At 55.7% G+C, this 20,425-nt stretch carries 19 protein-coding genes and 1 pseudogene; 16 read left to right on the forward strand and 4 right to left on the reverse strand.

All coding sequences use genetic code 11. The features are described 5' to 3' along the window. Positions 1 to 40 precede the first annotated feature (40 nt). Positions 41 to 1,378 carry a PepSY domain-containing protein gene (locus J2X76_RS30420; protein WP_310221488.1) on the forward strand — a complete coding sequence of 446 codons (1,338 nt, stop codon included), beginning with the start codon at positions 41 to 43 and terminating at the stop codon, positions 1,376 to 1,378. A 256-nt stretch (positions 1,379 to 1,634) separates the two neighbouring features. Here J2X76_RS30420 and J2X76_RS30425 read toward each other — a convergent pair whose 3' ends face one another. Both J2X76_RS30425 and J2X76_RS30430 read right to left on the reverse strand, forming a co-directional pair. Beyond that, a complete protein-coding gene (locus J2X76_RS30425; RefSeq protein ID WP_310221489.1) occupies positions 1,635 to 2,333 on the reverse strand; it encodes a nucleotidyl transferase AbiEii/AbiGii toxin family protein in 699 nt (232 codons plus the stop codon). 11 nt (positions 2,334 to 2,344) lie between these two features. Next, complete coding sequence (locus tag J2X76_RS30430; RefSeq protein ID WP_310221490.1) at positions 2,345 to 2,608, reverse strand: hypothetical protein; 264 nt, start codon at positions 2,606 to 2,608, stop codon at positions 2,345 to 2,347. A 348-nt stretch (positions 2,609 to 2,956) separates the two neighbouring features. Between J2X76_RS30430 and J2X76_RS30435 the strand changes: the two are divergent. Both J2X76_RS30435 and J2X76_RS30440 read left to right on the forward strand, forming a co-directional pair. Then, positions 2,957 to 3,582, forward strand: a pseudogene (locus J2X76_RS30435) (plasmid pRiA4b ORF-3 family protein). A gap of 148 nt (positions 3,583 to 3,730) precedes the next feature. Further along, positions 3,731 to 4,444: a hypothetical protein gene (locus tag J2X76_RS30440; protein ID WP_310221492.1), complete on the forward strand. Its 714-nt coding sequence runs from the start codon at positions 3,731 to 3,733 to the stop codon at positions 4,442 to 4,444. A 207-nt stretch (positions 4,445 to 4,651) separates the two neighbouring features. On the opposite strand, the gene J2X76_RS30445 is transcribed toward J2X76_RS30440, so the two are convergent. Continuing rightward, the gene (locus tag J2X76_RS30445) at positions 4,652 to 6,082 is read right to left on the reverse strand and encodes a chromosomal replication initiator DnaA (RefSeq protein ID WP_310221494.1); all 1,431 of its coding nucleotides are present in this window, start codon (positions 6,080 to 6,082) and stop codon (positions 4,652 to 4,654) included. Positions 6,083 to 6,454: 372 nt separating this feature from the next. Here J2X76_RS30445 and J2X76_RS30450 point away from each other — a divergent pair, with 372 nt between their 5' ends. From J2X76_RS30450 to J2X76_RS30500, 11 genes are all read left to right on the forward strand, one after another. Further along, entirely contained in the window at positions 6,455 to 8,644 is a 2,190-nt protein-coding gene (locus J2X76_RS30450) for a hypothetical protein (protein WP_310221496.1), read from the forward strand. Between the two features lie 176 nt (positions 8,645 to 8,820). Further along, positions 8,821 to 9,414, forward strand: coding sequence for a recombinase family protein (locus J2X76_RS30455; protein ID WP_310221498.1), 594 nt, complete (start codon positions 8,821 to 8,823; stop codon positions 9,412 to 9,414). Further along, positions 9,411 to 10,379 (forward strand): tyrosine-type recombinase/integrase, encoded by a 969-nt coding sequence (locus tag J2X76_RS30460; protein WP_310221500.1) that lies wholly within the window; start codon positions 9,411 to 9,413, stop codon positions 10,377 to 10,379. Before J2X76_RS30455 ends, J2X76_RS30460 begins: the two co-directional genes overlap by 4 nt. A gap of 79 nt (positions 10,380 to 10,458) precedes the next feature. Beyond that, on the forward strand, positions 10,459 to 11,364 hold the full coding sequence (locus J2X76_RS30465; RefSeq protein WP_310221502.1) for a hypothetical protein: 906 nt from the start codon (positions 10,459 to 10,461) through the stop codon (positions 11,362 to 11,364). Next, positions 11,351 to 11,881 (forward strand): restriction endonuclease, encoded by a 531-nt coding sequence (locus J2X76_RS30470; RefSeq protein WP_310221504.1) that lies wholly within the window; start codon positions 11,351 to 11,353, stop codon positions 11,879 to 11,881. Before J2X76_RS30465 ends, J2X76_RS30470 begins: the two co-directional genes overlap by 14 nt. Before the next feature lie 124 nt (positions 11,882 to 12,005). Then, complete coding sequence (locus tag J2X76_RS30475; RefSeq protein WP_310221506.1) at positions 12,006 to 13,637, forward strand: AAA family ATPase; 1,632 nt, start codon at positions 12,006 to 12,008, stop codon at positions 13,635 to 13,637. Beyond that, positions 13,634 to 14,773, forward strand: a complete 1,140-nt coding sequence (locus J2X76_RS30480; protein WP_310221507.1) for a UvrD-helicase domain-containing protein — start codon at positions 13,634 to 13,636, stop codon at positions 14,771 to 14,773. The genes J2X76_RS30475 and J2X76_RS30480 overlap by 4 nt, the downstream gene beginning before the upstream one ends. Before the next feature lie 141 nt (positions 14,774 to 14,914). Next, positions 14,915 to 15,502 (forward strand): DUF6088 family protein, encoded by a 588-nt coding sequence (locus tag J2X76_RS30485; protein WP_310221509.1) that lies wholly within the window; start codon positions 14,915 to 14,917, stop codon positions 15,500 to 15,502. Beyond that, a complete protein-coding gene (locus tag J2X76_RS30490) occupies positions 15,492 to 16,436 on the forward strand; it encodes a nucleotidyl transferase AbiEii/AbiGii toxin family protein (protein ID WP_310221511.1) in 945 nt (314 codons plus the stop codon). The genes J2X76_RS30485 and J2X76_RS30490 overlap by 11 nt, the downstream gene beginning before the upstream one ends. A 291-nt stretch (positions 16,437 to 16,727) precedes the next feature. Further along, complete coding sequence (locus J2X76_RS30495; protein ID WP_310221513.1) at positions 16,728 to 16,946, forward strand: hypothetical protein; 219 nt, start codon at positions 16,728 to 16,730, stop codon at positions 16,944 to 16,946. Positions 16,947 to 16,956: 10 nt separating this feature from the next. Further along, complete coding sequence (locus J2X76_RS30500) at positions 16,957 to 17,313, forward strand: DUF2958 domain-containing protein (RefSeq protein ID WP_310221515.1); 357 nt, start codon at positions 16,957 to 16,959, stop codon at positions 17,311 to 17,313. 43 nt (positions 17,314 to 17,356) lie between these two features. Here the strand turns inward: J2X76_RS30500 and J2X76_RS30505 are convergent, their stop codons facing one another. Next, entirely contained in the window at positions 17,357 to 18,847 is a 1,491-nt protein-coding gene (locus J2X76_RS30505) for a Shedu immune nuclease family protein (RefSeq protein ID WP_310221517.1), read from the reverse strand. A gap of 343 nt (positions 18,848 to 19,190) precedes the next feature. Here J2X76_RS30505 and J2X76_RS30510 point away from each other — a divergent pair, with 343 nt between their 5' ends. Both J2X76_RS30510 and J2X76_RS30515 read left to right on the forward strand, forming a co-directional pair. After that, a complete protein-coding gene (locus J2X76_RS30510; RefSeq protein WP_310221519.1) occupies positions 19,191 to 19,973 on the forward strand; it encodes a ParB/RepB/Spo0J family partition protein in 783 nt (260 codons plus the stop codon). A 30-nt stretch (positions 19,974 to 20,003) separates the two neighbouring features. Then, a complete protein-coding gene (locus J2X76_RS30515; protein WP_310221521.1) occupies positions 20,004 to 20,381 on the forward strand; it encodes a hypothetical protein in 378 nt (125 codons plus the stop codon). Positions 20,382 to 20,425 lie beyond the last annotated feature (44 nt).

Consider the following 20,425-nt stretch of genomic DNA (forward strand, 5'->3'; position numbering starts at 1 on the left):
AGCCTGCTCGCGCAGGTGGCTACGGATCTGGATCAATCTCATGCCTTCCATTACGATCGCCGACACGGCGGACACCGCTGTTACGAGCGTTTCGCTCTACCGCGCCATCTGGCGCTGGCATTTTTTCGCAGGCCTGCTGGTCATCCCTTTTCTCCTCAACCTGGCCGTCACGGGCTCTCTTTACCTGTTCAAGGACGAGATCAACGATACTGTGTTCGGGTATCGCTATCTCGTTGCGCCCGACGGTCGGGCGCTTTCGCCGCAAAAGCTGGTAGATGTAGCAGTCGCCGCCGTTCCAGGATCGACGCCGACTTCCTATAAGGACCCCGCTTCCCCAGAACGCTCGGCCATCGTTACCGTCTCGCATGACAAGGTCGCGACCCAGGTTTTCCTGAACCCCTATGACGGGAAGGTCCTCGACACGGTCGCAAGCGATGAGGAGTTCAACTACGTCGTCAAACGCATCCATAGCCTCGCCCTGTTTGGTGATGTCACCAACAAGCTGATCGAGATCGCTGCTGGTTTTGCAATGGTTTTGGTGGTGACCGGCATCTATCTCTGGTGGCCACGCCAGCAGACAGGTGGTGTCGTGACCGTTCGCGGAACGCCCGCTCGCCGTGTGTTCTGGCGTGACCTCCATGCCGTCACCGGCGCGTTCGCCGGCATCCTGATCTTTTTCCTGGCGTTGACGGGCATGCCCTGGTCGAGCTATTGGGGCACGAACGTAAATTCGTGGCTCGGGAGCCATGGCCTCGGCTATCCCACGCAGCTTTGGGATGATGTGCCAAAGTCGCAGAAGGTCACGTCAGACATTCTACCAAAAGTCGGCTGGACGGTGGAAAAGGCACCCGTCCCGCTGTCCGATATCGCCGCCGCCCGATCGAAGAAACCTGTCGGGCTGGACGTCGCCATCGAGGTAGCCAGAGCTGCAGGCATCCGACCTGGATTTGACATTGCAATTCCGGCCGACGCCTCAATGCCGATGCTCTATGACCTGATCAAATCGGTGCATATCGTTGCGATGGTCGTGTGGTTTGGCGGCACCATGTCCGCAGTCCTCGCGCTCGCCTATGCGAACCCAGAAATCATTGCCAAGTTTGCTCGTTTCGATCGTCTTGTCACGACGCCGGCCCTCGTCCTCTTATGGTTAGCCGGAATCACAATGGCCGTCTGGTATGGCTGGTTCAACAGCGGTTGGCTGGTCACGAAGCTGGTTTTCGTGGTCGCTCTTTCAGGGTTCCACGGCATGGTTTCCGGTAGGCTGAGGCGCGCGCAGGCAATATTACCCGATCAGCCCACGGCCATATCGCGGGCCATTCCCGCGATAATCGTCGGACTTACGATCATCGTGACCCTCGCGGTGACGAAAATGTTCTGATGAGGCTCGGTGCCGATTTCCTATCAGCGGTCTCGAACTGATTCGAACCGTCAACCACGTGCCGTAGACTCGCTAAACGTTTGAAAACGGCTCACCCACACGGGGAGATGTCCTGCATTACCAAGCCTCGCAGCAAGGACCTCCGCTCGTTGACGCCGCCCTCACTTGGTTCCGCTGGCTAACCCGCAATGATCCGCATCGAAGGGATAGTTAACCGAACGCCAGTACAGCTGAGGTCGCCAGGTTGCTGAGAAAATCAGCGTGGGAACGGAGAGGAAGGTGCGGCGGATACCGGTGGCTTGTATTCGCACACCGCTTTCAAAAGCGAGATTGTCTTCGCTTGTGCAGTCCTCGAAATATCCGCATATCCTTCTCTGTACTGAAGCTTCCCCATAACCGTACTAGCGAGGCCTGCGTTCATTCTCTCGGCGACTGCCAATGCAGCGGCGACGTTGTTTTTGAACGGCAAGAGAGCTTCAACAACGTATCCATCGCCGAGTGCCTTGGCAATGCACGCGATATCGAACATGTCGCGTGGTTGAAGAGAGGCACCCCGGTAGTGAACCTTCTTCACGATGATCTCGCCCGGTGTCTCAAGGTCAACTTCGATCCCTCGCACCGTGACACGGGACGTAGGATCGTCGGTCAGGCTTGGAGCGCAAATGTAGTCGATTTCACCAATTCCCGCGAACACGATCTTGAGCGCATGAGTACCATCCGAAACATATTCATCTGGGTTCACCTGCAGGGTATAGCCCTGCGTTGTCGGATTCAGATATGGGAGGACCTGCGGATCATCGATGAATATGTCGATGTCGAAGCTTTCACGATGGCCGATCTGGAGCATAAGGGCAGTGCCGCCACCGAACGTCCAGCTATCGAGGAGCGTAAAAGACGAGTTCGCCTGATTAATAATCGACACGGACTGGTCGAAGAGGCTTTCCCATTGGCTCATCACGACTTCCCTCAGGCGGCTAAGGCGAGCGGGTATCCGGCGAGCTGCGAGAATTTCTGGGCAATCTCGGATGCGGCCCCGTGGTCGATTTCCATCTCATCCAGAAATTGGTACTGGAGGTCGGCTTTCACTTCGGAATAGAATGAGAATGCGGAAGCATCGAAATTCTCAACGCTCGCGAAATCGGAAATCTTCGAAGCGAGTTGCTCAGCCGAAAGGTTCGTCCCGTAGGGGGCGTTCACCGTCGACAGTACCTTAAACGCAACGATAGACATCGTCATCACCACCAGTTTTCAATAAGCTATGTAATACATATCCCTCAAAAACGCAAGAAACACCGCAGATGCAGGCATTCAACGGCAATTATACAAATTGGAAATGATGTCGCAACGAGCAAGCGCCAGTCGCGAGATGATCAGCGACCCAAAAACGCCGCCGACTGATTTATAACATCCATGATCGCTATAAAATCCCGTAAGCCTCAGAATATTCGACAGCCGACAAGTAATCCGGCATGACGAATGCGCTCTGATGAAATCGAATGCGCCACGGCTCAACATATCCTGGCGTGCGGCGCGAGCTACCGTCTTGACGATCGTCCTCCCTCGATGTTCATTCGGACAATGTTCAAAGCCGCAAACGCTGTACAAATCAAAGTATCTCTCGACGAGGTCGCGCCGGACGTCTGGCGCCGTCTGGTCCTGCCGGTCCACTGGAACCTGGAGCATCTGCATCTCGGAATTCAGGCCGCGTTCAACTGGTGGAGCTATCATCTCTATGAATTCCGCATCGGTGGTCTGAGGTATGGGGATGTCGAGATCCTGACGGAAGATGCGACCGATGACGATCCTCCGGTCTTCGATCAGAAAGAGGTTCGCTTGCTGGACTTTGATCGAGGTTCTGTCTTCAGCTACCGCTATGATTTCGGGGACGGTTGGCGGCACACCGTTGCGGTCGAGGAGCTCTTAACGCTCACTGCTACACCCAAAAACGGGAGCTGCATCGCCGGCGAAAGGGCGCGCCAGCCCGAAGATGTTGGTGGTGTGTCGGGATAAGAGCGGACGATCCGGAATATGCCGAAACAATTCGGTGGTGCGGTGGGTACTTTGATCCGGAGTGGGAGTGGTTCGACCTTTCGATCGCAGACAAGGATGTTCGCAATGCTCTGCGTTCGAACGTCAAACGGCGCTTATATCAACCGAGGCCGAAAGCCGTTCCGAAGAAAAGAAAAGGCAATGGGTCAGGGTGAGCGCCTTGAATGGATTCGAACCTTCAACCCGTAGATATCCCAAACGCTCATCGCGCTGAATATCCATGATAATGTCCTTTATCATGGATATGGATTCGACGTGGTCGGAACCTCACATACACGCGACCACACCTAATCGAAGAGACATATGCCCAGCAAAAAATATAGCCAGCATCTTTGTGTTTACTGCCGAGCGAAACACTCAACGCCGACAGCAGATCATATTTTTGCACGCGAGTTTTTCCTGATCCCCGATCGCGGCTCCTTACCGAAAGCACCTTGTTGCGGCGAGTGCGGGGCAGAGAAATCTAAAGATGAGCACTATCTGACAGCAGTTCTGCCGTTCGGGGGCTTACATTCTGGAGCACGTGAGAACCTTACCACCATGGTGCCAAAGCGGCTGGCGCGAAACAAGAAGCTCCACCAAGAACTTGCGGTAGGTATGCGAATCTCCGAGGTGGGCAAACCCACGGTCGTTCCATTGGATACAAGCCGTCTCGAGCGCCTCTTTGAGCGCATCACCGTAGGATTGGTTTGGCATCACTGGGAATGCTATCTTCCCGCAACGCACCGCGTGGAGGCTGCGTTACTAAGCCCCCATGGGGAAGCATTCTTTGACAGCCTTTTCGCTATGCCCCCCAAAGAGCGGGCATTCGCAAATTTAGGCAACGGCACTATCGAATACGCAGGCGCGCGCTCCCACGGGGAAGAAACATTTTCGATCTGGCGTTACCGCGTCTATGGAGGATTGCAGATGACGGGAGACATTGATGCGCCCAACGTCACTTCTCATGGGATCGGCTGCATGACCGCGTCAAACGGCTTTTTTGAGCGCAATCCGTTCAAATCACACGTGCGCTAGGCCGGAATGCCAGCCTGACGGGGTCTTAATGTTACTAAGCGATCAAGTCTCTTGGTAACCCAATCCAGTTCAGCGAACTCTGTATCTGTCAGCGTGATGCTGGCAGTTATTTCTACTATCGCTGTAAACGGCAGGACCTTCCGGCCTTTGCTATCATCGTTGACGCTTTGACAGAGAAGACTGGAGGAAATAACGTCTCAGGCGATCCTATTTTCGTTTGCTAGCAGAGAGCTTCCGGGTTGCGTCGATTACAATAATTTCAGACGCGCGCTCCCCCCGCGCAATGCGGTCACGCTGAATTTCGAGAATGTCATCGAGCTTATTGCCCATGTCACCGAAGTCCATCACGACAAAGATCCCAAACTCGGTCCGCGATGCAGTCTTGTAGATTTCGAGCTGCTTTTCGTATCCATGCTTGACGGTTCCGCTTGAGCGCTTCATCTCGACAAGCACGCGGGCCGTGTAGCCCGTGGAGAACTTGAAGTCGATTGGACCGCCTCCCATGTTGGCTTCAGGCGATATATCAACGTTGTTCGCGGCGCAGAAACAGTCTGCGAGAGCGTAGTAGATCAACTGCGCAGCACGTTCTTTTTTAGGCTTTCCGCTTACCCATAGTTCTTCCCAGAGATTGCCGTTCTCAACATGGTGTTTGAAGAAATTGATCGTGTCTCTGACAAGCTCGACGATACGATCGGCGCCACTACTGAGATCATAAGCCTTGGATTGCTTAAGCCCGTCGAACCCATTCGCAAAAATTGATTTCAGTCTATAGTAGCCGAGGCTATCGGTATTTGGATCGTAGAACGCGACATGCTCTTTTACCGTTGCGAGGAACATCGCGAAGTCGTCCGCGGACTGTAGCGCGGCACCACGCAAGGCCGCTTTTCGATCCGCCACAGTAGGTTGAGCGATCGACCCAAGCATATCATTGACCCGCTCCCGAATTCGAGCATTCGCGAGGGCGGCGGCCTCGATGTCAGACCAGTCGTTCGCAACTGGTAGTTCCCTGACTATATCCTTCGGAACAAGAACTATCGGCACCTCCCGCGTACCGTTTTTGTAAACAGGCAAATGATGATTCGGGCTAACAGCAGTTTCCTTAATAGGAATTTTGTTCTTCCGACAAAACTCGGCTGTCAGCTCGGCTAGTTCGTCGATGATAACGCGTGTCGTGAAATCGCTGATAGTGTCCGGCCCAACGTTTTCCTCAAAGAACCCCATCAATGAAATCATCTCGGGATCCTTCGAGCCAAGACGGACGATTTCGCTGCAAGTCTGCATGATAGACGTTTGCACTTCTTCCGGACGAGAGCTTCCGGAACGTCCAGCACCACCGTAACCAAGACCGTTTTCCGGTGGCTCATTCAAGTTCAAACGTTTTTTTGCGTTACGCCACGCTACGTCGCCTTCACGTTCGGATCCTGCGATCAGTCGAATGAAGTCGCTAAAATGTTTGCGGAAGGTGGCGATCGCTTTCTTCGCAATTATTTCATGTCCCGATTTTTCGAGTAGGACGGGATCGATGAAGAGCGGGGTATCCACATCGATGAAGGGGTCAATGAGCCCTGCTTCGTCCAAGACCTTTTCGGATATCTTAAAGTATTCTGAAAATAATATCGGGTCCTTTATATGGGCCATTTGCAACCTCCCATCTTAGGTAAAACCTACATCAAGGCAGCCAGTTTGCAATACAACCAGATGATATGAATGTAAGGAATAAGCCCGGAAGCTGAACACCGAAAACTGTAAGGAAATCATGTCCGAAATCTAATGGCCATAACGTTGCGTCGCGGGATGCGGGTCTGACGTCTGCTTTCGGCCCAAACCGATCATACGAGCGATTTCAGAACGAGCGAGATGCGGTGGCAATCAGCCATTACGCTATCTGCACTTGCATGATAGAAGCGGACCCTCGTTAGGAAATTCCTCCGGCAGCTCCCCGGAAGGCCCAATAAGCGATAATCTTGCAACATATGCTTTTGCCGCGTTTGCCCCAACAAAGAGGGTGATTTGACTCAGTCGCCGCCAGTCTCCAATCTCGTAGCCCGCCTGCTTTCCGAAAAGACCCAGGCATCCATGGTGGCATTGCTCCGCGCGGAGGCACGCCCACCCGCGACTAAGGCTCTTTCGGCGGAAGTAAAGGCACACGTCTCGGTCCTCGCTGAGCACCTGACTGGAAAGCGGCCGCGCGAGGCGATCGCCACCGCTTTGGCAATGATCTTTCTTGACCCTGACCACGCAATCTCTTGCATTCGTCGCGATGGTGTGCTCCGCGCGTCGCGATACCAATACAGCGGATCACTTATCGGCAGGATAGCCAAGGCCGTGCTGAACATTCGCGACCTTCTGACCACGTCGCCGGATCGCATCGCCTACCTCGAATCGGTCGAGGCATTGTCGCGCCTTGCCGGAAACGCCCTGACCTTGAAGTCGGAGGTCGAGGCAAAGGTGCGAGCGCATCGAGCCGTTGTGTTGAAGACCGTTTTCGTTATGGTCAACAGCCTGTTCTATCATGAATGGAGCAACGACTTGGAGGCTAATTCGCTGGATGCCAGGCGTTACTCCTCCGAGGAATACGCTGAGGCTGCCTCGTTCATACTGCATACCTATGCGTCGATGTTCCCAGTCGACGACTTTTCCTTCGCCCAGGTCGACACTGAGGCCTTCGGGAAGAACGCGCTCGTCTACCAGCGGCTGTTGATGGACGCAATTCGGCTCACGAAGTTTAGGGAGGCGGAGCTGTTGATCGACGGGCTGCCGTATCGCGCGGACTACGAAGGTAACACGGTTACGGTCTCGTCGATTGACCCAGATCTCGAGCGTGCTGTCCGCCTTGGGTACATACAGCAGCAGATTCAAGGGATGGTTCGGCAGATCCATTTCGCGAAAACGAAGCCAGCAATCTCCATCCGTGCTGCGATAGACTCGGGATTTGATCGCGGCGGTTTCGAACATCTGCTCGAGATCAAAGATCAGATCGTAAGGCGTTTGGTTCTGCGGCTTCCCGCGATCCCGGAGTTGTTTGATGCCCTCTTCGCGACGGATGTTCTGTTTCATGATGAGATCCAGATGCTAACGGCGCTGGACGTTGACAACTTCGGAACGTTTGATGACCTCGTCTTTCCGATTACCGACCGCATCTCGTCGATGGACGTGTTCAAGGTGCAGCGCTACTTCAACTTCATCAGTTGCGCCTACCAGCGTCGGCTGGCGGACCTTAAGGATCCAGCCGAGCGCGCAGTCTTGAACCTGACCTCGACCCTATTGGTCATACCGCACAGTGATATGGTTAGGCAGATGCGGCTGATTTTTGGCGACGAGGACAAGAGCCGCGAGATCATCGGGCTTTTGACGATGAATTCCAGAGATCCGCACCTCGATCTCCAGTATCGCCCGTTCGTAGATGTCGGTGGCTACTACGTGGTTGCCCCACACGTGGTGGCCGTTTCCAACCTCGTGCGCAACACCATCGTTGCCAACCGCCTCAGGTTGGCCGCGATTGGCCCGAAGGACCGTATGGTCCACTCTGTCACCAAGGCGCTTCGTTCCGCAGGCTTCGAGGTCGAAAACGACTTCAAGGCGAAGGTCGCTGGACAGCTGTTAGAGCTGGATATCGTTGCGCGGCGCGACAGCGCGCTCTTCCTTTTCGAGTGCAAGAACGCCTATCATCCCGTCTCTGTCCACGAGATGCGCAACAGTTGGGACCACATCCGCAGTGCACGGAAGCAGCTCGATAGGCGGCAGGAAATTCTCACCGTTCCGGCGAACCAGGAGCAACTGTTTCGGAGGCTTGGCTGGAAGGGCGATTTTCCGTGCTCTGTTCATACCGGCATCGTGATTGCAAACCGCGTGTTCCATGGAGCCAACCTCAACGGGCACCCGATCCGGCAAGCACACGAACTGATCAACGTACTGAGGAGCGGTCGGATCGCCGCGAATGACGACAGCCTATCGTTCTGGCTCGGGGCAGAATTCCAAACAGTCGATCTAACCGCTTATCTTGGTTCCGGGTCCATTGCCACCGACCAACTTGCAACGCTTGATGCTCGAGAATGGCACTATTCGATGGGCTCCCGCCATCTCGTATTCTCGTCCTACATCCTTGATACGCTCAAGTGGGACCGGGAACTGCGAGAGAGGTATGGACTGCGAGTGGGTGAAGGTGACGCGGAGTCTGGCTTCGCTGTTGACGACTTGTAAAATACGCCCTCACAAGCGCAGCGCCTAAGCCCTATTGTTTCGCCTAAATGTCTGCCGTTGGGATTGCGCTGTCCGCTATTGGCGCCGCATAGCTGGCAAACATTACCCGCAACTGTCCATGTCAAAGACGCTATCATGCCGTTGTCCGGAAAACGGTCTTTCGGCACTATCCTTACATGCTCATCGGATACGCACGCGTCTCAACGCAAGATCAGAACCTCGACCTACAGAAGGACGCGCTTCACCGCGCCGGCTGCGAGAAGATCTTCGAGGAGAAGAAGTCGGGGAAAGCCGGAACGAAGCGCCCTGCCCTCGAAGCCGCCCTCGCCTATCTGCGCCCCGATGATTCTCTTGTCGTTTGGAAACTGGACCGGCTTGGACGCTCACTTGTCGAGATGATGCGCACGATCGACGAGTTGCGTCGCGACGGTGTCAAATTCCAAAGCCTCACGGAACAGTTCGACAGCGAAACCGCCCATGGTCGCTTCGCCCTGCAGATGCACGGTGCCATGGCGGAATATTTTCTCGACCTGAACCGTGAACGGACGATGGAAGGCCTGAAGGCCGCCGTCGCCCGAGGTCGTAAAGGTGGCCGGCCGTCGAAGCTATCCGCCGGCGACATCGAGGTTGCGCAAGCACTTCTCGCCGCCGGCACCATTCCCGTGGCGGACATCGCCAAACGGATGAATGTCAGCCGCACGCAGTTCTACGAATATTTCCCGCAGGCGCGCACCAACGCAGCCAAGCGGAAGAAGGAGGGAGATGTATGAATGCCCTCACCCCGATCTCGTTGCCGTCACTACCCGCGATCGTAGCCGATGCGGATGCGCAAACCCAATTTCATTTCCTCGAATTCTTCACGGCGACCATCCGCAATCCGCACACCCGTCGTGCCTATTCCAGCGACATTGATCGCTTCCTCAGCTGGTGCGCCGGCCACGGGATCACGGCGCTTTCGCAGATCCATTCTCTCCATGTCTCGACCTATATTGAACTGGCGACACGGACTCATTCCGCCCCTTCGGTGAAGCGGAACCTATCGGCCATTCGCCATCTTTTCGACTGGCTGGTGGTCAAACATATCGTCCCATCAAATCCCTCCACTTCGGTACGCGGGCCGAAACATTCGCAGCGCAAAGGAAAGACACCTGTCCTTGCGCCAGATGAGGCGCGGGATCTACTCAACGCTATTGATGCTACTACCCCGATAGGCCTTCGCGATCGTGCGTTGATCGCCACCATGCTGTTCAGTTTTGGACGCGTCGGTGCAGTCACCGGTATGAAGGTGGAGGATGTGGTCATCCAGCAGCGCCGCCACTGGATTCGTTTGCACGAAAAAGGTGGCAAGGAACATAGCATGCCATGCCACCACACGCTCGAGGGCTACGTAATCGAATGGCTTGAAGCCAGCGGCCTCAAAGAGGAGCCGAAGGCACCTCTATTTCCGACCATCCGGCGGGGATCGGGGCGCGGCGCGGGCGAATTGACCCGCACACCGATGAACCAGTCCGACGCATATGAGCGTGTCCGTCGTCACGGCCTTTCCGCAGCGATTGGCACGAAGGTCGGAAACAATTCCATGCGTGGCACGGGCATCACGACCTATCTCAAAAATGGCGGCACACTGGAAAAGGCCGCACAAATGGCCAACCATTCCTCGACGCGGACGACCCAACTCTACGACCGCCGTAGCGATGATGTAAGCCTGGACGAGGTCGAACGAATTCTTATTTAGCTCAACTATAACGACTTATTGGCAAGGCGTTTTCGCTCGTATACGGTGTGGATGAAAACGCTCGGGAGTTGAGGGGCGCGTGACTAACAAAATTACGACTTGCTACATTTCGGCACCCCCAGGTGCAAATCTCGACTCTATTCGTTCAGCTCTGACCGATAAAGGTATCGATATCCTGATACCTGATGATTTTCCCCAATCGACCGATCTGGCAACCCATACCTTCTCTCTTATAGAGCAGGCGGATCTTGTGATTGGCGTGCTTACTAACGAACGTCGCTCGCAATGGGTTTTGGTCGAACTCGGTATGGCAATCGGTCTGAAGAAACAGACCATATTGATCGCCCCTCCGAAGAGCTTTGTGCCTTTACCCCTTCAAGGCGTTTTGATTCTGCGTATACCGCTGAATAACAAGGAAGCGCTTGGCTTTACCCTGGAGCAACTGCTGGCAGCGCCTGCACCCACTCCAAAATCCTCTCCCTCTCCAGTTCAACAGACGTCCGGCCTCGGTCAACGGGCAAGTTTCTATCTTAACGAGGTCAATCGCTATATCGATGACCGTGAGTATGCCGCCGTCGAGCGTGTCGTCGCCGACGCTCTTCGAGAAAGCGGCCTAGAAGCTTTGTCAGAGTCCAAGCACAACGATCATCGGTTCGATATCGCCGTGTGGTCAGACGAACTGCAGCCATTTGTCGGGAACCCCTTGCTGATTGAAGTAAGGGGACAATGGCGGGATTCGGAACGCGAAAAATCCATGTTACGATCCTTCCAAGTCCACTCTTTGGCGGCTGGTGCACAATGGGGTCTGCTTATTCATGGTGGCAGCGAGATTCCACGAAAGTCACTTACGTCCGTCGCCCCCACCATCTTGACGATCTCGTTCGAAGTGCTCTTCAAAAAGCTGGAAAATCGGTCGTTCGCGCGCATAGTCACCGATCTGAGGAATGACAGGGTTCATAATAGAGGTCGCGATGCCTCCAATTGACGCCGCTGTCATTAAAGCGCACCTAGCGACAGGTGCCAACGGAGCTACGACGACCGAGAAAGGACGAGCGCTAGAGGATCTCATTTGCTACCTCTTTGGACTCGTGCCGGGCATTGCTGTCACACGGCGCAATCAAATGAATGCTTTTCACACCGAGGAAATCGACGTTGCTTTATGGAATGACACCGATCCTCTAGGGCTTCCCTTTCTTCCGAACATTATCCTCGTTGAATGCAAAAACTGGAGTGCCCGTGTTAGCAGCAATGAGGTCAGCTGGTTCCTCACGAAGATGCGAAATCGCGGACAGGATTTCGGAATTCTTCTCGCGCCGAATGGAATCACAGGTGTACCCGAAGATCTAACGGCGGCTCACAGCCTAATTGCCGGCGCCCAAGCAGAGCGGAGGCGGCTGGTAGTCCTGAATGCAGATGATCTGCGAGCGTTGACCCATACCGATGAACTCATCCTCATGATCAAAGAAAAGCTGTGCGATCTTGCCGTCAAAGGTACGATTTAGTCGAGCGCCTTTGGTCCAGCTTAGTGGGTCGACTGCACGGGAGGCTGTAGAACAATTCAGCATTCTTTCTCGCCGCGTTTCGATGAACAAGCTATGGTTGCTTCGCGGGAAAATGGGGTGAGCGATGTATATCGAGAAGGTCAAAATCAAGAACTTCAAGTGCTTCGGAGACTGGTTCGAGGTCGATCTCAATGAAGGCGTCAACATCATCGTCGGGAATAACGAGGCCGGCAAATCGACCCTTCTCGAAGCCATCCATTTATGCCTGACCGGCGTGTTGAACGGGAAGTATCTTCGCAACGAGCTGTCGCCCTACCTCTTTAATCGCAACGTCGAGCGGGCGTACCTTGAAAGCGTCGGGACGAAAAATCCGCTGCAGCCGCCGGATATCCAGATCGAGCTGCATCTTGCCGGCGATAAGGATGTGCTCGAGGATCTCCGTGGGAACAGGAATTCCGAAAAGAACGACAAGCTGTCCGGTCTTCTTTTCACGATCGAGTTCGATCAAAAATATAATGGTCCCTATACCGAACTGCTGAAGACCAAAGAGATCAATTCCATCCCGCTGGAATTCTATCAGGTCCAGTGGTTCGAATTCTCCCGACAGGCCGCGACCGCGCGGACCGTGCCCCTCAAGTCCGCCCTGATCGATTCAACAAGCACCAGAGTGCAGAGCGGCTCGGACATGTATATTTCGCGCATCGTCAGGGAGTTCCTCGACGAGAAGGAACGAGTTGCGGTCTCGCAGGCGCACCGGAAGCTGAAGGACGCGTTCAAAAAAGACGGTCACGTGGACGCGATCAACAAACGGTTGGCGGAAGCGGCCAAAATCAGCCGCAAGAATGTCAGCATCTCGGTCGATATGTCGTCCCACAATGCCTGGGAAAACAGCCTCATGACCTACATCGAGGATGTCCCGTTCCACTATATCGGCAAAGGCGAACAATGCATCATCAAGACCAGACTCGCGCTCAGCAGCAAGAAGAACAGCGAAGCGACCGTCCTGTTGATCGAAGAGCCGGAAAATCATCTCTCGCACTCCAAGCTTAACCAGCTAATCAGTGACATCAGCAGGGATAATAGTGGCAAGCAGGTCATCATCACCACCCACAGCAGCTTTGTTGCGAACAAGCTGGGGCTGGACCACCTCATATTGCTGCGCGAAGCGCGGGTGACACGTATCAAAGGGCTGAAGGCCAGCGATTTCTTCCACAAGCTTCCCGGTTATGACACCCTGCGTCTCGTGTTGGCGAAAAAGTCGATCCTTGTTGAAGGGGATTGCGACGAGCTTATCATCCAGCGAGCCTACATGGACGCGAACGACAGGAAATTGCCGATCGATGACGAAATCGATGTGATTTCGGTGGGCACGGCATTCCTGCGTTTTCTTGAACTGGCAAAGGCACTGAAGATCCCCGTGGTGGTCGCCACAGACAACGATGGTAATGTCGACAGGCTGAAGAAGAAGTACGCTGATTATGAAGGCATCGACCACATCAAGATCTGCTACGATGCCGAGATCGATACTGGCGACCTGGTCATTGGTGACAAGGCCTTCAACTACAATACGCTTGAGCCCAAGCTGCTGAAGGCGAACAGCCTTAAGCTGTTCAACACGCTGTTCGGCACGGATCACACGCTCGACAACCTTCACAAATACATGTTGGGCAGAAAGACCGAGTGTGCGCTGACGGTCTTTTCGTCGGATACCAAGATCACCTACCCGCAATATATCCTGGACGCGATCGCCAAATGACGGGGCTTAACAAGCTGGTGATTGCAGGCGCCGGATCGGGGAAAACCACCTATCTCGTGAAACAGGCGCTCGCTGTTGCATCGCAACGCGTTCTCATCACCACCTATACGGAATCGAACGAAGAAGAGATCCGCCGGAAATTCTTCGAACTCCATGGTTCGGTCCCTGGCAATGTGCACATCCAGACATGGTTCAGCCTATTGATCGAGCACGGCATCAAACCATTTCAGGGCAGGCTTTTCGAGTGGGATGTCGCCGGCATGCTGCTCGATTCCAAACGGTCGGGATTACGCTACAAGAATGACCGAGGCTTCCCCGTTTACTGGGGAGAGGACAAGTTCCAGCGCTACTATTTCGATCGCCGCAATCGCGTCTATTCCGACAAACTGGCGAAGCTGGTCATCCGGTGCAACAAGGAGGCCGCCGGCGCGGTGTTCGAGCGGTTCACACGCATCTACCCGTTCATTTTCGTGGACGAAGTGCAGGATCTTGCTGGCTACGATCTCGATATCCTGGTGGCCTTGTTCAAAACGCCTTCTCATGTCGTGCTCGTAGGTGACCCGAGGCAGGTCACCTACCTCACCCATCTGGAAGCCCGTTACGAGAAATACAGGAACGGCGGAATCGAGAACTTCATTCGCGAAAAACTGCCTAAAAAGGTGGTCTGCGAGATCGACACGGCGAGCCTTGCCACATCGCACCGCAATAGCGCTGCTATTTGTGCATTGTCCTCCAAACTCTATCCTGCCATGGCAGCGACCGCTTCATGCGACTGCGACCATTGCCGTCAGCCGGTCCCTGATGATGCAGGGCTTCATATCGTCAGGCGCAAGGACTTGCCTCGCTACCTCACAACGGGCAAGCCGGTGCAGCTTCGATGGAGTTCCAGCACCAAGGTCGCAGCGTCCGATCAACCCACACTTACGTTCGGACGATCCAAAGGCCTCGGTTTTGACCGCGTCGTTATCTATCCCACGGAAAAAATGATGTCGTGGCTACAAGATCCAAAGGACCAGCTGGAGGGAGAGGCGCGTGCCAAGCTGTACGTCGCCCTGACGAGGGCACGTCATGTCGTCGCTATTGTCCATGATCTTCCGGAGGGCAAGTCAGTTCCGGGTTTTTCGCTGTTCGAGTAGTAGAAATTTCCGGAAAATTTCCCTACATAACTCCATGATTTCAGCTAACTAGATGCTCCACCGCCACAAGAATTTGCATGAAATGTGGAAAAAATTGCATTCACGCCCATATGTCGCTATAGTGAGTGCAGGAGCTACCCCATGACGAAGTTACAGGAACTGAAAAAGCATCTGCGGTCCGGCAAGGTCTACCGTCGGGAGGATCTCGCCCAATGGTCGGCGTCTGTCGACCGGCACCTGCAGCAGCTGCTGGCGGAAGGATACCTGACTAAGCTATCGACCGGCGTCTATCACCGGCCGAAGCAGACCGCGTTCGGCAAAGCCCCTGCTGAGGACGACGCGCTCGTCGAAGCCTTCCTGAAGGATGACCGTTATCTCATCACCTCGCCCAATGCCTATAACAGCCTGGGTGTCGGCGCGACGCAGCTCTATAACAAGACCGTCGTCTATAACCATAAGCGCCACGGCAACTTTATGCTGGGCGGCCGCGAGTTCGAGTTCCGCAAAAAGCCGGCCTTCCCCAAAACCCTGACCAAAGAATTCCTGCTGGTCGACCTGGTCAACAATCTCGACCAGTTGGCTGAGGACCGCGATCAGGTGCTGGCCCGCGTAAAGGAACGTGCCTTGCAGGGCAATCGCCCCGCCCTCACCCGTGCCGCAAAGGAATACGGCATGGTGCGCACGCGGAAATTCTTCAACACCCTCGCCGCGGAAACGCATGCCAGCTGATTTCCTCCATAGGCACAAGGATTTTGCGTCCCTGCTGCGCATCGTCGCTGACCGGATGAAGGTGCAGCCGGTGCTGGTCGAAAAAGACTACTGGATCATGCACTGCCTGTACGGCCTGCAGCAGCTGGAGATGGCGTTCGAGCTGAAGGGGGGCACCTCGCTCTCGAAAGGATACCGCATCATCAACCGCTTCTCGGAGGATATCGATATCCGCATCGAACCGCCGGAGGCGATGGAGGTCAAAACCGGGCCCAATCACGACAAGGCGGCGCATCGTGAAAGCCGGAAGGCCTTTTATGACTGGCTGGCCGCGACGATAACGATCGACGGTATCCAGAAGATCGAGCGCGATACCGAATTCGACAACGAGACCTATCGCAGCGGCGGCATTCGCCTCTACTACCCCGAGACCACCGGCACGAAAGCGGATCTCAAGGACGGCGTGTTGCTCGAAGCTGGCTTCGACACGGTGGCGCCCAATATCAACAAGGATATCAGCTCCTGGGCCTACGATTACGCGGCATCGCGCGTCGAACTGATCGATAATCGCGCGCTGGCCGTCCCCTGCTACGAGCCCGGCTATACGCTGGTCGAGAAGCTCCAGACCATCTCCACCAAATATCGCAAGCAGCAGGAAACCGGCCAGTTCCCCGCCAATTTCCTCCGGCATTATTACGACGTCTACTGCCTGCTCGACCAACCGGACGTGCAAGCCTTCCTCGGCTCGGACGCTTATGGTGCCCACAAGCAGAAACGCTTTCCGAAGGCCGACAATCAGGACATCAGCAGCAATCCCGCGTTCAGCCTCTCCGACCCCGAGACGTTCCGGCTTTACGAACGCGCATATGAACGGACGTCGGCCCTGTATTACCACGGCAGGCCCAGCCTGAAAGAGATCCTAGCCCGCATCGCATCCTACACCGCACGCCTCTGACGATCCCGTCGCATTCCGGCTGACCTTTCGCGGGTCCACTCGTCTGCGTGTCCGTGTGCGGTCGCCTTCGGTTTGCAGGTTTGCACGAAATCCAACGCATCTCGGCAGGTGGGTGGTGGTTTTGAGTTTGGACCGGATTCCTACACAGCGCGGACGCTTTGTCCTGTTCGCCTGCCCGCTCCATTCGCCGCCTGCAGCGTCTCCCGTGTTGGGGGACAAACCGCCCTTCATCGCCGTGTTCTTGGGGAACCGTCCATCAGGACAACAACCCATCAACCAAGGAGATGAACCATGAATTTCAAGAAACAAACCCCTAGCAAACCGGAGCCGAAAACACCTTCCTTCCACGCCTATGTGGTCAGTGAGGCGAAAGGCGAAGGCCAGAAAGGCTTCTGGACGAAAATCGGCGCCTTCTTCGCGCACGAAGATGGCGACGGCGGAACGCTGGTCCTCGAGGCCGTGCCGCTCACCGGCCGCATCGTCCTTCGCGCTCCCAAAGCAGACGCGTAAGGGGGCCGACATGAAGCTCTTCACCAAAGAGATTACCTCACAGCTGCTGGCGAATGGTCGCCAGCAGCAACCGGTACGGGGCACCGACGACGAAATCGACTTCGAGCCGGTGGTCAAACTCTTCACCCCGTGGGGCAACGCCACCTGGCTGTTGACCGAGATCGATCCGGAGGAGCCGGATCTGGCTTTCGGGCTGTGCGATCTCGGGATGGGCTTTCCCGAGCTTGGATCGGTCAGCATCACCGAGCTGACCAGCATCGCCAGTCCGTTCGGCCTCAAGATCGAACGCGACCTGCATTTCACGGCCAAGCGAACCCTATCCGCCTATGCCGAGGAAGCAAGCAGGATCAGCAGGATCAATGCGTAGACTGTAGGGGCGTCATCTCAGGATGGCGCCCTACTCTTCGCGATCATCGCAGCACGATGATTTCTTCCTCGTCGAACTCCGACTCGTCTTCCTCGTCATCCGCATCGATCTCGAACGGCGGCTCGCCGTCGTCCTCTTCGTCGTCGATCGGCGATACATACCGTTCGCCTGTCAGCATCTCGCGCAGCAACAACAGCTTTCCGAACAGTTCGTCGAAAGTCACGATCCGTACATCCTTGAACTGGCTGCGCACCATTTCGAACGAACTGATTTGGGCAGTTTCCGTTGGCATTGTCCCGACCACGATCACGCAATCCACTGCATAGGCCTGCAGACTCGATAGCTCGGGTGAGTTGAACTTGGTCATCGGCAAGCTGATCGTGAATTTCTGACGCTGGTCCAGCACCTGTGCAACCGCGCCCATCAGCTGGTTGGAAGGCTTAAATACCCCACCCCGATACTCGGTTCCGCTGACCGGTGTTTGCGGTGTTTTGATCTCGACGATAGCTGCGTTATGGCTGGAACTGTTCTTCGACAGGAAGTCGGCGATCTTCGTCCCGTTGCCGGCGATCGAGCCGCCGCCGACGGAGGCGCCGGGCTGCACGATGACGATCGGGTAACCGAAGACCATCGACAGGATGAACGGATTCAGCTCCAGCATCTTCTGCCAATGGCTTTCGTTGTGGTTCCTGCCCAGGCTCTTTTCAAACGTGCGGATCAGCTTGTCGAGGCTGACCAGTTCGAGATCCTTTTGCAGTTGAACGAATTCCTTCGGATCGCGATCGGCGATGGCCGCCGCGTTGCCGACGACGGTCTTCAGCAAGGCGGTGCGGTCCTTTCCCTGAAGGACCGTTTGCGCGGCGTCCTGCCCGCCGACAAGCTTGTAGATGGTGCCCGGACGATAAGGCGGTTCCTTCAGCCGGTATTTTTCCGGATACACGTTATGCAGAACGTTGTTATGCGCGAGGATGTTGCGCTCCATCAGGCTTTCCTGCTGGTGCCGTCGGGTCGTTCGGCCGAACACCATGCGCAGGTTGGAAAAATCGCTCTCGCGGAAATAGAAGACCGAATGCTCGTGCCTCGTGGTCTCTCTGGTGCCGATGACAATACGGCTGACGCCTTCGATCTCTTCGACGGCATGGATGATGGGGCGCAGCTCCTTCGTCACTCCAAGGCCGTAGGTCGGGTCCTGAACGAAGCCGCCTGGCAAATAGAGCTTCAGGAATTCCATCGCACTGTCGTGATCGGTGGGCACGTCCCAATCATCCGGCGGCAGGTCGAACCAGATCGACCGGATTTTTTTGTATTTCTGTGAGTAGATATTGCTTGTTCGGTAGGTGATGAGCGGGAAAACGCCGGCGACCTTCTTGTCGAGGTCGATCGTAAACAGCAGGGTCGGTTCGTTGACATCCGGCTGATTGTAGAAGCTGTTAACGCTTTTCACCAAACGGTCGTTGAGCTGCAGATCGACATTGATCGTCTCCCCCAGGTTACGAACGATCAGTCGCAGCTCTCCATCCCATTCATCGGCCATGTTCATTCCCCCGATTATCAATGCCCGTTATCTCTATACACGCGATGCGAGCGAAATCCATAATGCCGGACGGAAGTTAGGCATCTATACGGGCTGTCGTTAACCGAACCCGTGACCGGTTTCGGCCTGCCGGCTTCCATCCCTGATGAAGGGTCTTTTGGCCACAGACGTGGCCTGTGGGAAGGGCGAGATACTGCCCCATCCCTCCCCAGCAAGCATCAATAGCGGTCTCCCCGATCTTCCTGCGCTATTGACGCTTGCCCCCCCTCCCTCTCCCCGCGTTCGCCACGTGGCAAGGGTGCAGCAGCAGTGCTGACACCCTCACCAACCAAGGAGAAAGACCATGACCATCCAACAAGCTATTGCCCTCAATACCCTCGTCGTTTCCAAAGCCAACGTGCGCCGGACCGGTGCCAAGGACGGAATTGCGGAACTGGCCGCGTCCATTGCCGCCCATGGGCTGCGACAGAATCTGAACGTCAAACCGACCGATGAAGGACGCTTCGAGGTGGTGGCCGGTGGACGCCGGTTGCGTGCGCTGCGACAACTGGCGAAGGAAGGATTGCTGGCAAAGGATGCGGGCGTGCCCTGCCTTGTCCACGATGACACCGACGATGCCGCGGAAATCTCGCTCGTGGAAAATACCGTCCGTCTGGCCATGCATCCCGACGACCAGTTCCAAGCCTTCTTCGACCTCGTGGAAAAAGGTATGGGCATTGAAGATGTGGCAGCATGTTTCGGCGTCACTCCGCAGGTCGTGGAACGCCGCCTCAAACTCGCGAAAGTCTCCCCTAAACTTCGTGCACGCTACCGCAAAGGCGAACTCGCCCTCGACCAGATGAGGGCCTTCGCCATCACCGATGACCATGAGGCGCAGGAACATGTCTTCAAGGAACTCCGAAGCTGGAACACCTCCCCTCGCAGCATCCGGTCGGCACTGACAGGCGAAGCGTTGCCCCTCACCCATCACCCCGCTGTCTTCGTCGGAGCAGAGGCCTATGTCGCAGCATGCGGTGCCATCCTGCGCGACCTCTTCGATACCGAGAATGAAGGCTATCTGAGCGACCACGCGCTGGTGATGCGACTGGCCAACGAAAAGCTCGAGGCAGCTATCGAGACCGTTTAGGCCGAAGGCTGGAAATGGGTGAAAGCCGAGATGGACCGCGATTATTCGACCAGCTATGGCCGCGTCTGGCCGTGGAAACAGAGGACAAAGATGCAGAGCCGGTCTTCGCCGTCGAAGACCACCAAGTTCGACAGTGAGTCCTCGCCCCGACTGGCACAGGCCGGTACGCTGGCCACGTCCCTGTCGCTCGACATGGCGACATGGTGGCAGCCGAGCGTTGAAGGCTTCTATCAGCGCCTGCCGAAAGCGACGATGCTGCATATCGTGAAGGAAGCGAAAGCGCGCTTCTCGCTCAACGCCGACAAGCTGAAAAAGCAGGAATTCGCCCGTCATGTCGCGAAAGCTGTCACGGGCTCGGGTTGGCTCCCTGCGCCGCTATGCCATCCTGCCCTATCGCAGGCGGCGTGAATCCAGTTGGTGGGCGGGACGGGTCACCGGTAACGGTGGCCCGT

The organism is Neorhizobium sp. 2083 (assembly GCF_031455615.1).
Classification (GTDB): domain Bacteria; phylum Pseudomonadota; class Alphaproteobacteria; order Rhizobiales; family Rhizobiaceae; genus Neorhizobium.

What these genes read in the sequence shown, in the direction of transcription:
- J2X76_RS30420 (WP_310221488.1), top strand. Translation starts at nt 41, where the DNA reads ATGCCTTCCATTACGATCGCCGACACGGCGGACACCGCTGTTACGAGC.
- J2X76_RS30425 (WP_310221489.1), bottom strand. Translation starts at nt 2,333, where the DNA reads ATGAGCCAATGGGAAAGCCTCTTCGACCAGTCCGTGTCGATTATTAAT.
- J2X76_RS30430 (WP_310221490.1), bottom strand. Translation starts at nt 2,608, where the DNA reads ATGTCTATCGTTGCGTTTAAGGTACTGTCGACGGTGAACGCCCCCTAC.
- J2X76_RS30440 (WP_310221492.1), top strand. Translation starts at nt 3,731, where the DNA reads ATGCCCAGCAAAAAATATAGCCAGCATCTTTGTGTTTACTGCCGAGCG.
- J2X76_RS30445 (WP_310221494.1), bottom strand. Translation starts at nt 6,082, where the DNA reads ATGGCCCATATAAAGGACCCGATATTATTTTCAGAATACTTTAAGATA.
- J2X76_RS30455 (WP_310221498.1), top strand. Translation starts at nt 8,821, where the DNA reads ATGCTCATCGGATACGCACGCGTCTCAACGCAAGATCAGAACCTCGAC.
- J2X76_RS30460 (WP_310221500.1), top strand. Translation starts at nt 9,411, where the DNA reads ATGAATGCCCTCACCCCGATCTCGTTGCCGTCACTACCCGCGATCGTA.
- J2X76_RS30470 (WP_310221504.1), top strand. Translation starts at nt 11,351, where the DNA reads ATGCCTCCAATTGACGCCGCTGTCATTAAAGCGCACCTAGCGACAGGT.
- J2X76_RS30475 (WP_310221506.1), top strand. Translation starts at nt 12,006, where the DNA reads ATGTATATCGAGAAGGTCAAAATCAAGAACTTCAAGTGCTTCGGAGAC.
- J2X76_RS30480 (WP_310221507.1), top strand. Translation starts at nt 13,634, where the DNA reads ATGACGGGGCTTAACAAGCTGGTGATTGCAGGCGCCGGATCGGGGAAA.
- J2X76_RS30485 (WP_310221509.1), top strand. Translation starts at nt 14,915, where the DNA reads ATGACGAAGTTACAGGAACTGAAAAAGCATCTGCGGTCCGGCAAGGTC.
- J2X76_RS30490 (WP_310221511.1), top strand. Translation starts at nt 15,492, where the DNA reads ATGCCAGCTGATTTCCTCCATAGGCACAAGGATTTTGCGTCCCTGCTG.
- J2X76_RS30495 (WP_310221513.1), top strand. Translation starts at nt 16,728, where the DNA reads ATGAATTTCAAGAAACAAACCCCTAGCAAACCGGAGCCGAAAACACCT.
- J2X76_RS30500 (WP_310221515.1), top strand. Translation starts at nt 16,957, where the DNA reads ATGAAGCTCTTCACCAAAGAGATTACCTCACAGCTGCTGGCGAATGGT.
- J2X76_RS30505 (WP_310221517.1), bottom strand. Translation starts at nt 18,847, where the DNA reads ATGGCCGATGAATGGGATGGAGAGCTGCGACTGATCGTTCGTAACCTG.
- J2X76_RS30510 (WP_310221519.1), top strand. Translation starts at nt 19,191, where the DNA reads ATGACCATCCAACAAGCTATTGCCCTCAATACCCTCGTCGTTTCCAAA.
- J2X76_RS30515 (WP_310221521.1), top strand. Translation starts at nt 20,004, where the DNA reads ATGGACCGCGATTATTCGACCAGCTATGGCCGCGTCTGGCCGTGGAAA.